Here is a 13,740-nt window from a genome sequence, read left to right on the forward strand (position 1 = left end):
AGAAAACTGGAGTAACACTATGCATGCTTTAAACTTTAAGAAACGTTCGATTAGCACAGCCATCGCTAGCGCCCTAATAATAGGCGCTCCAGTTGCACAGGTAGCTGCACAAGAAGTCGCTGTTGACTCAGAAAAAATGGTTGAACGCATTGAAGTGACGGCCAACCGTCGTACACAAAGCATTCAGGATGTGCCCTACAATATTTCTGCGGTATCCGGTGACGAACTCAAGGCGGGTAACATTATTGATTCAACTGAGCTACTGAGAAATGTGCCCGGAGCCACAGTAGTGGACAGAGGGTACCGTAATTCAGGTGTTATAAGCGGTGTGGTTATTCGTGGTATCAACGTTGATAGCGGGGCACAAGGTGATGTTGCTTTATCGGCAGTTGCCACAGTTGCCGGTTACGTAGATGAAACGCCTCTACTAGCCAACTTTATTCTGAAAGATGTAGAAATGGTTGAAGTATTGCGCGGCCCTCAAGGCACTTTGTACGGTTCAGGTTCTTTAGCCGGAACCGTAAAGTATCGTATGAACAAAGCGGAAAGTGATGAATTTTACGGTAGCGTAGGAATGGCCCTTGGACAAACTGAGGGTTCAGAAGGCAACAATCTAAATTTAGATGCAATGGTCAATATTCCACTAACCGACAACTTAGCGTTTCGCGCTAACGTAGGCCGCATAGATAACGATGGTATTGTTGATTACAGCAACGTTTATGTTCTGGACAGTAATAATTATGCCCCCGCTGCACAAGGCGGCGATCTGGCCGCCGGTGGCGTCAGTTTCCGCAGTGTAGAAGATGCCGATACGGTTGATATTGATTACGGACGTATGTCACTTTATTGGGAGCCTTCGGACGACGTCAGATTGAATCTTTCCTATCAAAAACAGAGCGATGCAATTGGTGGACGCCGCCAAGTAACCCGGGGCACAAATTGGGTCGATGGCACTGAACAACAATATGGCGAATACGAAAATGGCGCGGTAATACTGGAACCTTCAGAACGAGAAGTCGATTTAACGGCTTTGGAAGCAGAGTGGGATCTTGGTTTTGCCACTTTGACATCTAGTAGTTCCAAATATAATCACAGCGGCGATTCCGTTAGCGACAATACTGGTTTTTACGCACAACAGAACTGGTTTGCTGATTTATATTACGGCTCGCCTAGACCTATGGCACTTGCTGAACGTGGATACGACGATAGCGCTTTCGTGCAAGAATTACGTTTAGTCTCTAACGAAACAAAAAACAATATTGATTGGGTTGTAGGCGTTTACTACATGGATCAAGACAGTCAAGCCACACAAGATAGCTTTATGCCTGGATATCAAGAATGGGCGGGTGCCGCATTTTCTTGGTGGCCAACTATGGGTGGTTTCGGCATGGTTTATACCGACAACGATTTCCACTATATTCGCAACGAAAATTTCAAGGATAAGGCTATTTTTGGTGAGTTAACCTACAATTTTTCCGATGATTTTCGCGCCACTATTGGGGTCAGACGTTTTGACAATACCTTTGTCAATGATACTGAATTAATGTTACCTATTTGGCCATTTTTAGGTGCCGAGCCTAGTTTTGAAACATCTGAAAGTGACACCCTATTCAAATTTAATATGTCTTATCACCTAGACAAAGACACTATGGTGTACGGTACTGTTTCAGAAGGATACCGCCGCGGTGGCGCAAATGCGGTACCCTTGGAAGGAAGTTTGGCAGAACGTCCAGAGTGGCAACAATACTCTTCTGATAGTGCGGTTAATTATGAATTAGGGGTGAAAGGTTACCTAGGCAATAACAAACATAGTTATAGTTTGTCGGCTTTCAGATTAGATTGGGATAATCCGCAACTGAATACGGCCTCGTATTGGGGATTTTTTACTGTAGCTAATGGTGAATCGGCTCAAACACAAGGTATCGAATTAGAGCTTCAAGGTTACCTAACAGACAGCATTCATTATGTGCTGGGTTATGCTAATGTCAGTGCTGAATTGACTGCTGATTTTATTGTGCCTACTGGAGTCGACTCAGAGTCGGCAAACAGAGTACAAGCAGAAAATGGGGCGAAACTACCTGCTTCACCTAAAAACACTATTAGTCTCGCAGTTGACTACACCCATGAACTAGATGGTGGCATGTATTGGGTCACGCAAATAAACACTTACTATCAATCTAGCTCCCTTAACTACTTAGGTGACAGTGATTCTTTACAGGCCGACATAGATGGATTTTCGTTATCGAATATTACCTCTAGACTCGCCTCTGACACTTGGGATGTGACCCTATACGTGAAAAACATTTTCAATGAAGATGGGGTGACCGGGCTGATACCCGAGGCCTACATGGGAACCGACCCTAGCGAAAACTTCTTGGGTAATTCTTCTAAAGATTACATTAGTTTGCCCAGAACATTTGGGGTTGCTTTTAACTACCGCTTTTAATTAGGTGGTTGTTAATGTTGAATTTCGAAGGGCTAGTATATTGTGTTAACTAACAGCACAATAACGCTAACTAACACTTATTCAGAAACTAAGGAAAACGTGTTAAATCCCGAAATTGAATTACAACAGGTATGGCAAAACCTGAGTCATAAAAAACTGTCAAACGCCTTTGAAAGAAGCCAGCAACTTTGCCAAACCTTCCCGGACTTTGCGCCGGGATGGTACGCGGCGAGCATAGTGGCAACCGAACAAGGGCGTGTCGATACCGCTCTTGAAAATATCAATCATGCCTTACAGCTACACCCAAATATTGACCAATGGACTTTACATAAAGCAAAAGTTCATTTGCTTAAAGGTCAAAGAAAAGAAGCCAATGAATTGGCGCAACCACTATTTAATAGTTCACAGAAAAGTCTTAGTTTTTGTACTGAGTTAGGTTTGTTATTTAACAAACTAGGCGAGTTTCAATCTTCCCTTGAATGTTTTCAACAAGCATTAACAATACAACCCAATAACCCGCAAACACTATTTAATTTGGCGTCAGTGCAGCGTTATATGGGTAAAATAGAAGAGGCACAAAACAGTTTTGACCAGTTGATTAAGCTAGATCCATCTGACAGCGAAGCTTGGCTTTTACGATCTAACCTTAAGAAACAAACCTCTGAACATAATCATGTGTTAGGTCTACAGCAGGCATTAAAACAGCCTAAAAAACCGATTGAACAAACACAACTTTTATTTGCGCTAGGCAAAGAATTAGAAGACTTACAAAAATACCCAGAAGCCTTTGAGGCACTTAAACAAGGTGCCCAAACGCGCCGCGCCAACATGCAATATACCTTAGATAATGACTTAGCGGTTTTAAACAAAATCAGACAAGTTTATGACCATAGAATGCTAAGTAGTGCAATTGTGGGATATGACGACCCTGCCCCCATTTTTATCCTTGGCTTACCCCGCACAGGCAGTACATTAGTAGAGCGCATAGTCGCTAATCATTCAGAAGTGTACGCTGCCGGCGAACTCAACAACTTTGCCATAGCCATGATGCAGCAAGTTCGCCAACAATTAAAAACACCACCAGCCAACAAGTTATCGTTAATCGAAGCCACTACTAAAATAGACTTTGCGCAACTGGGACAAAACTACATTCAAAGTACCCGTCCCGACACCAATAACCATGCTCGGTTTATTGACAAATTACCACTAAATTCATTGTATGTAGGACTGATCCGCTTGGCCTTGCCAAACGCCAAAATAATTCACGTACAGCGCCATCCTCTTGATACTTTTTTTGCCATTTTTAAGCAATGTTTCACTCAGGGTTATCCATTTTCTTACGATCTAAATGAATTGTGTGAATATCAAATTGCCCATCATAAATTAATGGCCCATTGGCAACAGGAGCTTGGACAACATCTTTATAACCTTAGCTACGAAAGCTTGGTCAACGACATTGAAGGTGAAACAAGGAAACTACTGAATTATTGTGAATTGCCTTGGGAGCCTAAGTGTATTGAATTTAACCAAAACCAAACCGCTTCAACTACTGCAAGTGCGGCCCAAGTAAGACAACCACTGTATAGCAGTTCTATTGGTAAATGGAAAAAATTCAGCCAACAGTTATCAGAAGTGAAATTGCGATTTGAAGCAGCAGGTATAACATGCGATTAATCTTACTTGTTGTGCTACTGAACATCAGTTTTTCTGCCTTCCCCGCCAAGTTAACTAAGATACTAAACAGCGAAACATTTTTACCTGACACACCACTTCCCTTGTCTTTGTTCACACCTCAACCTCAAAAGACTGAGGTAACAATCAAACAAGGCTCCACCAGCATTTTGGCTAACGCCAAGATGTCGATGTTAGTGAATACAAGTACGGGAGAAAAGGTAACAGACGGACGTCAGATTTTTCCAGACATCACCTTTGATTGGGTGCAAAACAACTCCGGTGAAATTATTCCAACTATCAGGCACTTAGTGATTTCTGACAATCCTTACTGGGATTATATTCTAGGCGTTGGCAAGATGTTGCAAGACAACTCGGGGCAAGAATCAAACAAAGTGAGCATGCCCTTTACTTTAATCGAAAAAAATGAAAACTGTAGCCACAATGGTGTTCTGGTTTTTGATAACCAAGCAGCACAAGGCCATGCCTATTTTCAGATAAGTAGTGAAACATGCGCCTATTTTAAAGCTGACTTCTGGGGTCGCGGCAATGTGACCAATACACCACTCAAAAATTTGAAACAGCAAGCCGTTATCACTGCCTATGCCAAGGAAAAAAGCAACAGAGTTAAAACCAAACCCATCAAAGCCCTAACTGAACAAGCCAATCCAATTCAAATTGAGAAGTTGGCATTAGCCAGTAGTATTGCAGCAACTGATATGACGCTTTATGGATTATTAGTAGATGACGTACATTATGTGTCTGAATGCCAAACCCGCGCAGGCAACTATCCATTTTGTGAGCAATTGGTATTGCCTTCATATTCAACAGCTAAAACCTTGTTTGCAGCGACAGCCATGTTGTACCTCGAACAGCAATATGGCGACGTTTTTTCTCAGAAAATCAGTTCTTGGGTAAAACAATGCTCTGGCGATGATTGGCAAGAGGTAACTTTTTCCCATTTATTAGATATGAGCACAGGTCATTATCAATCATCTAAGTATTCTGCTGATGAAGCTTCACCTAAAAAATTGACCTTTTTTAATGCCAAAACCAATAATGAAAAACTCGCTTTTGCCTGTGGTTTTTACTCTCGGAAAAGCCAAGCGGGGAAAACCTTTGTGTATCACACTTCAGATACCTACTTGTTAGGTGCGGGTTTAACCGCTTACGTGAAAGACAAACTTGGTGAACAAACCAACCTATTTAACAATGTTTTGTATGAAAAAATATTCAAACCTTTAGGCCTGAGTCAAGTCGCCTCACAAAGCCGCAGAACCACTGATTTAGATAATCAAGCTTACGTCGGTTATGGCCTGTTTTTCACTCGCGATGACTTAGTACGACTCAGTCGTTTTGTCAGTCAACAAGCTTCTGCTAACGAGGAATCTAGACTCTTAGCAAAGGCACCACTACAAGCAGCATTACAACAAAATCCAAAAGCCAGAGGACTTACTACCGACTACAGTTTCATTCGTTATCAGCATGGTTTTTGGGCGAGACAAGTTTCAGCAAATAATGTGTGCCCCAATACCCAGTGGATACCTTTTATGTCTGGTTATGGCGGCATAACCGTTGCATTACTGGCTAAGTCATCAATCTATTATTATGTCAGCGATAGCTTCCATTTTGATTGGTCTGATGCAATACCCGAACTTGAAAAATTAAATCTTATCTGTTCAAGGGCAACAGTAGATACCTAAAAACACTTGTGCAGGAGAGAATAATGTTAATCAGTGAGTCTCAGTCGAGTTCATTTTGGAAAGTCGATGCTAACGGCATCTTAGCCCGTATTTATCTGGCATTTTTAACCACAGCGGGGATCTTTTATATCAATATTATGCCCGCCTTAGTCAGTGGACTAAAGGAAGGTTTAGGCTTTACCAACCAACAAGCTGGCTTTGTCAGCTCGGCCAATCTTTATGGTGCAGCAGCGGGGGCGCTATTGGCGGTATTTATCGTTAAACACATAGATTGGAAAAAATGGGCATATATATTATTGCTGGTCATTATCTCCATAGATTTTCTGAGCATTTATCTAACCTCATCCACCACTTTAGTGTTAGTCAGAGCCTTTCACGGCGTGACCGGTGGCCTGTTAGTTGGGATTGGTTTTGCGGTGATTTCTCGCACTGAAAATCCTGACAAGACATTTGGATATTTGCTGCTAATTCAATGGGGCTTAGGTGGACTAGGGTTGATGTATTTGCCCGGATTGGTACCAGAATTTGGCACAACCGCTCTGTTTGTATCACTCATAAGTTTTACTGCGGTGTCCTTAGTTATGCTGCCATGGTTACCAGACTATCCCATTGCAAAAGTGGATCCCAAAGCAGCACTTCCAGCTCCTGTACGTCGAAAACCTTTGTTATTCAATTTGCTCGCCATTTTCTTATTTCAAGCGGCAAATATGGGATTGTTTGCCTATGTAATTGGTCTTGGAAAAGCTGAGGGCTTAAGTATGGAATTTATGAGCCCAGCTTTGGCCAGTGCAAGTTGGGTAGCATTATTAGGATCATTTTTAGTCATTCTTATAGGCACACGATTTGGCCGAACACGACCATTGATCTTCGCGATTCTGTTAACCGCACTTTGTAGTTGGGTGCTTATTTACAGTGAATATAAAATGGTCTATTTGCTGGCTAATGTGCTCATTGGAGTCACATGGGCGTTTGTATTGCCTTACCTATTTGGTATTTGCTCAGAGCTCGATAAAGCTGGGCAACTTGCAGCACTGGGTGGTTTTGCCTCTAAGATGGGTTTAGCTTCAGGCCCTATGGTGGCGGGGTTGTTTCTAAGCAATGATAATTACGAACTCGTAATTTATCTCGCAACCTTCTTCCTAGTGGTAGCGACCATTCTGGCGTATATGCCGGCAAAACTCTTAGACAAAGCTTGATAAAACCAGGAAGTTTCCAGCAATAGCTAACACTTTTACATCTCGTTTCTCTGTTTTAAGAAACGAGATGTATAATCGTCCCCCAGTTTTGGGGGCTTTTAGCTTAGCTGTGAATATGTCTTTTCATATTCAACTGGATACACAAAACCAAGATGCTTATGCAATCGAGTTCGTTTCTTAATTTTTAAGGAAACTAAAAACGCCACAAATCTTTATGCTTGATGGGGCGGCATAGTTCACATCAAGGTTATTCTTTCCCTTCATCAATCAAAACAACTCAGGCTAATTCTCCAAACCAAAGGGATTATCAATACTTTCGCTTGGCTCTGTAAACCAGCGCGGGCCAGTGTCTGTCATATAAAAATGATCTTCCAAGCGAATTCCAAACTCATCGGGTATCACTAACATGGGTTCATTACTAAAACACATGCCTGTAGCAAGTGGGGTTTTATTACCGCCAACTAAATAAGGCCATTCATGAATGTCTAGACCAATACCATGACCAGTGCGGTGTGGGCAGCCGGGAGTTTGATACTCAGGGCCTAGACCTTGTGACGCTAAATATTCGCGGGCAGCAGCGTCAACAACTTCGCAAGGCACTCCAATTTGGGCGGCGTTAAAGGCGGCGAGTTGTGCCGCTTTTTCGTGATCCCAAAACTGCCGTTGTCTATCTGTTGCCTCACCAAACACGTAGGTTCGGGTAATGTCAGATATATAGTCATGCACTTTACAGCCGGTATCTATTAACACCACATCTCCTGCTTTGAGGATTTGTGGATCTTTCACACCATGGGGGAAAGAGGTAGCGTGACCAAAAAGTACAATACAAAAATAGTTACCCGTCGCACCCACTTTTTGATGTGCTTTCGCAATAAAGGTTTCGACTTCTGTGGTGCTTATTCCAGCATAGAGCATACTGGCGGTTGCTTGATGCACAGCAAGAGTCATGTTCATAGCGGCCTGCATTAATGCAATTTCGTTTTTTGATTTGTGCATTCTGCAATGGGCAGTAACTTCTTGAGCATTGATGAGCTGCAGACCGGTTTGTGCTTTGTTAATACCATCGAAAATAAAAAACTGCGCGCTTTCATCAATGCCTATAGTAGCGGACTCCGCTATTTTTAATTGTTTTAATACCTCAACAAATAAAACGTAAGGATTCTGGTGTTCTTGCCAGCCATGGATTGGCCCGTCTATCACTTTAAAGCCGTTTAAGCTGCCTATCTCAAAATAGGGCGCTATGTATTGCACACTGCCCACCGCAGGTAATATCGCGCCCACCATTCGTTCACTGGCATACCATTTCATTCCCGTAAAATACGTCAGATTGGTGCCTGCGTTAAGATAAATGGCATCAATATTATTGGCTTGCATATAAGCTTGGGCTTTGGCAATGCGACTTAGGTGTTCTTCAGGTTGAATGGGAACTAGGCTTGTGGTCATATCGCTTAACGTGGATAAAGCTTGTTCTGGTGTTTGGGTGCCAATACCAATGGTTGTCATGTTGTTTCCTTTTCCGGTACCCGTAAAATACTCACTTGGGTTGCCTTTTATTCATGTAATAGTAGCTATGGTATCATCCGCTGCACCAAGATAGATCCTGATATCATATACAGTCGCCTTGTATTATGGGCTGTTGATCTAACTACAACTGAGGAACCTATTAATGTCTAAACACTTTTACAAAAATATCAAACCTCATGTTGAGCAAGAAATCACCTTGGCGAAACAAGCAAGAACACAAGGCGATGCTGTGATTGAATTTAAACACTTAGAAAACGCCCATGTGCTTGGTCAAGCATCGACCTATTTACATACTAAAGTTCATATATTGATGTTGTTTTGGGCGATGAGGCAGTTAAATTTTAAGGAAGGTTTAGGTCAAGTCATGCGTATAGTGGGGGCAGCTACCAAAACTGCCATTGGGTTAGTTCCTTCTGGGAATACAGGTGGGACTAATGTTAGCCCATTTAAGGTGTTACCTATTTCTCCCCAACTAGCAGCAATATTAGATAAGGCCAACAATAGCGCCCAACCCCACTAACTTAGCGCTAGCCACACACCGACACCTATCAAAAGTGTGCCAGAAATACCGTTCATCCAACGAATATTATTGCCTTTATTAAGCAGCGTTTTTAAACCTTTACCTCCTGTGGCATAAATCAACATACAAATAAATTCACTCAGCATAATGATAATCACCAGCGCCATAAGCTGAAAAGTAATAGGTCGGCTAGCATCGATAAAAGGCGGCAATATGGACAACATAAACGCCCAGCCTTTGGGGTTGGCAATAGCGGTGACAAAGCCTTGTGATATTAAAGCATAACGACTGAGTGTTAAATCCATCTCGGTACTTAAGGACATTCGCCTACCAGACCAATACATTTTGAATCCTAGATACATCAGATACAGCCCGCCTATCCACTTAAACCAAGTGAACAAGCTAGGGTAATTTAACATAATGGCAGCAGCCCCCATGACTGCCGAAATGGCAACTAAGGCGACTCCAAACACTTCTCCGAGCATCATCCATAAGGTTCGGCGCAAGCCAATTTTCAACCCTAATGTCATGGCCAAAGTCATACACATACCAGGGGTAATCGAGATAAAAAACATAGTGGGAATAAATACGGCTAAGGTGGCGAAAGTGGGCATAGTTGCTTATCAATAGTCAAATGAGAGGGATCTTACGACCCAGAGGTTATTTGGGGAATTTGAAAACTAATTCTGTTGATACTCACTCCACTCAATGGAGTGTGGATCAAACCCTTTATCTAAAGTGGGTTTGATAATTTTAAAATAAGGTGACATATCAAAATCTCTGGGCACAAATAAGGAATGGTGGCGAATTTGTAACACTTCGTCGTAATAAGCACTATTGTTCGGATGTTTGGCTTTTTCTAAAAAGATGTCTGGCAATATAGGGTAGCGGATTGAGTGGAATGTCTGGGCGATTAATGAACTACAAATAGCGCGGGTTGGATCACCACTACCAAGCACTATCATTTTTCTGCGCCAACGTGCGGGTACCGGTGGTGTTTGCACTAGGTAACGCATAAGGTCAAACACATTTTTCATATCATATTGATGACCAACTTGGGCCGTGGCGAACCCGATAGCACTCGTTATTTCTTCATCATTTAGCCCTACCGGGCGACATATTCTAGTGTGTAAGTCTTCATAATGGCTTAATGCTATGGTTCTTATACCGTCGAGTACATCCGCTTCTATTAAAGTGACATTGTTACAACTTGGCTCGGCGCTGTTGCTGTCGTCAGCGATGCACAAAGCGGCATGGGACCATGTTGATTGGGTGAGATACTTAATCGCCGTACTGATCCGACTGGAGCCATCCACTAATAAAACGTCACCGACTCTGATAGAGGCCGCCAATAATTCAGGTTTGCAAGTTGAAGGTTGAATTGTCCCACTCGGCTTTTCCAAATACGCAGCTAACATACGGCCAATTTTCTGCAATAAACTCATTCAACCCTCTGGCATACTTAAGCCGTCTTTCGTAAAAGACTAATTATATCCCATATTAATTTAATTTAGTCTACTCAGTGAGTTATGAGCATCGACTATTTTACAGGATATAATTAGATACGCCTGAAGCAAACTAGAAATATAGTGTTTAAATGTAGCACTGAGGAGTGATTTCAATCACCAATGGTATGCCATGCTCACTACTGATTTAGATACTATTATTGAGCAACGTAATCTTCGAGTTGATTCAAGTAGTTTTCTTTTGTCACTTCATCCAACCAAGCAACCTTAAACGCATTAGCAACTAAGGTAACAATTTGTGCTTGATTAAATCCTCCTTCTTTTTGTAATTTGACCAAATTTTCATTTAAGTAGGCTCTAAAATAAGCGGGATCATCTGAGTTAATCGTCACTAACATGTCTTTATCGAGCATTTTGTGGATCTCATCTGAAGTAAGAGATTGCACCACAAACTGGTTAGACACTGGGCATACAGTTAATCCCAGCTTTTTGTCTTTAATTAAGGTGCACAATTCTTCACTTTCAAGTGAGTTTATCCCATGATCGATGCGATCAACCTGAATCTCACTAATACACTGATTAATATGTGTCAGGGTATTATTTTGATTAACATCACAGTGCATAGTGAGCTTTAAGCCCATTTTCTTAGCTTTAGCAAAAACCTCTGCAAACTTAATAGGTGGGTTGTTTCTCTCGTCAGAATCCAGTCCCACACCCACTATCCAATCAAGATAAGGCATGGCTAAGTCTAAATGCTGCATGGCTGATTCAGCACTCATATCCCTCAAAAAACACAGTATCAATTGGCTCTTGATACCTAACTTTTGCTCTGCATCAACCTGTGCTTTATGAATACCAGTAATGATTGTTTCAAAAGCAATGCCTCTAGTGGTATGTGCTTGTGGATCAAAAAACAACTCTGCATACAAGGTTTCTTCACTTCGCGCTTTTGTTAAATAGGCATAGGTCAATTGATAAAAATCGTCTTCCTCCACCAGCACATTCATACCTGCATAATAAATAGTTAAAAATGAAGGTAAGTCATGAAAATCATAGGCCGCAATCAATTCCTGTGGGGTTTTATATGACATCTCAATGCCATTCTTTTTGGCAAGTGCAAAACTTAATTCTGGTTCTAGCGTGCCTTCTAGATGCACATGTAACTCTGCCTTAGGCATTTTTTCGATAAAGGTTTGCATGACTGTATTCGCTCAAAATTATAAAGTAGCATTAGGATAAGCAACTTTAATGCCCATATAATCGCTTACTCATTGCCAGTGTTATGGACAATATCAGTATTTTACGATGAGAATAGCTGACTAAAGAAGGGAAGGCGCACTATTTGCGTGCGTTCAATATCAAGTGACATTTATAAACATAAATGCCAGAAATGACTTGTGGTAAAAAAACTAAAGAAACACCTCATTGGATGTTTCTTTAGTTTCGTACTGTGTAGTTAAATACTGACCCGCTTATAGGGTCTATACTCGGGCATCCAAAAGTTTCGCTCTATGCGTTCTTCTAGTATCTCATCTGATACTTCTAAGGCTAGGTTTTGCTGCATCGCAATTTTTGCCACATCAAAGGCAATCTTTTTACTAAGCTGCGCTATTTCACCCAATGCTGGAAGTAAGTCGCCTTGCCCCGTCGCTGCTAGTGGAGAAGCTTCTGCCAATGCTGCACTTGTTGCCATTAACATTTCATCACTGATCACACTGGCTTTAGATACAATGACACCCAAGCCAATTCCAGGGAAGATGTAACTGTTATTGCACTGCGCAATAGGATAAGTTTTGCCTTTGTATTCTACTGGTTTGAAGGGGCTACCTGTGGCGATGATAACTTTACCATCCGTCCACTCAATCACCTGCTGTGGGGTGGCCTCAACTTGACGAGATGGGTTACTCAAAGGGAAAATAATCGGTAGTTCGCAATGTTTTTTCATATTACGAATCACTTGTTCAGTAAATAATCCTGCCTGCCCAGAAACACCAATTAAAATATCGGGTTGTGCGCAGTTAATCACATCAAGCAATGAAGGAAATTCGCTGCTAAAAGACCACTCTTGGATGACATCATTTGACTGCACAAGACGTTGTTGGAAATCTCGCAGCCCCTGCATGCCTTCGCTTAGCAAGCCAAATCGGTCAACCATAAAAACTTGGCTGCGGGCTTGCGCATCTGAAATTCCCTCTAGGCACATTTGCTGAATAATTTGTTCGGCTATGCCACAACCTGCAGAACCGGCACCGACAAACGTGACTTTTTGTTCTGATAATTTAACATTTTTACTTTTACAAGCAGCCAATATAGTGCCGACCGCTACCGCAGCTGTACCCTGTATATCATCATTAAAGCAGCAAATTTTATCCCTGTAACGTTCGAGTAAAGGCATAGCATTGGGCTGTGCAAAATCTTCAAACTGCAACATAACCTCAGGCCAACGACGATAAATAGCCTGAATAAACATATCAACAAACTCGTTGTATTCTGCTTGACCAATACGTTTGTGGCGCGCTCCCATATACATAGGATCAGCCAAGAGTTTTTCGTTATTGGTACCCACATCTAACATCACAGGTAAGGTATAGGCTGGGCTAATTCCACCACAAGCCGTATATAAAGATAACTTACCAATAGGAATACCCATGCCCCCAATGCCTTGGTCACCCAAACCTAAAATACGCTCACCATCGGTTACCACTATCACTTTGACTTTACGCTTGGTGGCGTTACGTAAAATATCATCCATTTGATGACGTTCAGAATAAGAAATAAACAAACCACGAGAGCTACGGTAAATGTCTGAGAATTGCTCACATGCATCACCTACTGTAGGGGTATAAATAATCGGCATCATCTCGTCGATATGCTCTTTAATTAAACGGTAATACAGGGTTTCATTGTTATCTTGAATGGCACGTAAATAGATATGTTTGTTAATCGGCTCATCAAAACTGGAATACTGCATATAAGCCCGATCTACCTGTTCTTTGATGGTCTCGTAACGGGGCGGGATCAAGCCTGTTAAGTTAAACGTAATACGTTCATCTGAACTAAATGCACTGCCTTTATTTAACAAGGGGGTTTCTAATAAGGAGGGACCAGAGTGAGGAATGTAAAGCGCATTCTTTGTAGCTGGGTTAGCCATTAACGTTTTGTCCTGTGAGTTAATATGGTTATTTAAGTTATCACTGACCTCTAAGGTCAGTGT

10 protein-coding genes are annotated in these 13,740 nt (G+C 41.8%); 5 read left to right on the forward strand and 5 right to left on the reverse strand.

Going from position 1 to position 13,740, the window contains the following annotated elements; all coding sequences use genetic code 11:
* The first annotated feature begins 19 nt into the window (after positions 1-19).
* The 4 genes from AAC000_RS12625 (at position 20) to AAC000_RS12640 (ending at position 7,016) form a co-directional block, all read left to right on the forward strand.
* Entirely contained in the window at positions 20-2,446 is a 2,427-nt protein-coding gene (locus AAC000_RS12625) for a TonB-dependent receptor (protein ID WP_339723146.1), read from the forward strand.
* 99 nt (positions 2,447-2,545) lie between these two features.
* A complete protein-coding gene (locus AAC000_RS12630; protein WP_339723147.1) occupies positions 2,546-4,120 on the forward strand; it encodes a sulfotransferase in 1,575 nt (524 codons plus the stop codon).
* A complete protein-coding gene (locus AAC000_RS12635) occupies positions 4,111-5,820 on the forward strand; it encodes a serine hydrolase domain-containing protein (protein WP_339723148.1) in 1,710 nt (569 codons plus the stop codon). The genes AAC000_RS12630 and AAC000_RS12635 overlap by 10 nt, the downstream gene beginning before the upstream one ends.
* Before the next feature lie 23 nt (positions 5,821-5,843).
* Positions 5,844-7,016 carry an MFS transporter gene (locus tag AAC000_RS12640; protein ID WP_339723149.1) on the forward strand — a complete coding sequence of 391 codons (1,173 nt, stop codon included), beginning with the start codon at positions 5,844-5,846 and terminating at the stop codon, positions 7,014-7,016.
* A 282-nt stretch (positions 7,017-7,298) separates the two neighbouring features.
* On the opposite strand, the gene AAC000_RS12645 is transcribed toward AAC000_RS12640, so the two are convergent.
* Entirely contained in the window at positions 7,299-8,519 is a 1,221-nt protein-coding gene (locus AAC000_RS12645) for a Xaa-Pro peptidase family protein (protein ID WP_339723150.1), read from the reverse strand.
* A 163-nt stretch (positions 8,520-8,682) separates the two neighbouring features.
* On the opposite strand from AAC000_RS12645, the gene AAC000_RS12650 reads away from it, so the two are divergent.
* On the forward strand, positions 8,683-9,060 hold the full coding sequence (locus AAC000_RS12650; protein WP_339723151.1) for a DUF3703 domain-containing protein: 378 nt from the start codon (positions 8,683-8,685) through the stop codon (positions 9,058-9,060).
* On the opposite strand, the gene AAC000_RS12655 is transcribed toward AAC000_RS12650, so the two are convergent.
* From AAC000_RS12655 to AAC000_RS12670, 4 genes are all read right to left on the reverse strand, one after another.
* Complete coding sequence (locus AAC000_RS12655; protein ID WP_339723152.1) at positions 9,057-9,674, reverse strand: LysE family translocator; 618 nt, start codon at positions 9,672-9,674, stop codon at positions 9,057-9,059. The genes AAC000_RS12650 and AAC000_RS12655 overlap by 4 nt on opposite strands.
* 66 nt (positions 9,675-9,740) lie before the next feature.
* Positions 9,741-10,505, reverse strand: coding sequence for a YiiX/YebB-like N1pC/P60 family cysteine hydrolase (locus AAC000_RS12660; RefSeq protein ID WP_339723153.1), 765 nt, complete (start codon positions 10,503-10,505; stop codon positions 9,741-9,743).
* Between the two features lie 218 nt (positions 10,506-10,723).
* On the reverse strand, positions 10,724-11,725 hold the full coding sequence (gene add / locus AAC000_RS12665) for an adenosine deaminase (RefSeq protein WP_339723154.1): 1,002 nt from the start codon (positions 11,723-11,725) through the stop codon (positions 10,724-10,726).
* A gap of 257 nt (positions 11,726-11,982) precedes the next feature.
* Positions 11,983-13,677, reverse strand: coding sequence for an NAD-dependent malic enzyme (locus AAC000_RS12670; protein ID WP_339723155.1), 1,695 nt, complete (start codon positions 13,675-13,677; stop codon positions 11,983-11,985).
* Between the last annotated feature and the right edge of the window lie 63 nt (positions 13,678-13,740).

The sequence above is a fragment of the uncultured Paraglaciecola sp. genome, assembly GCF_963977085.1.
GTDB lineage: Bacteria > Pseudomonadota > Gammaproteobacteria > Enterobacterales > Alteromonadaceae > Paraglaciecola.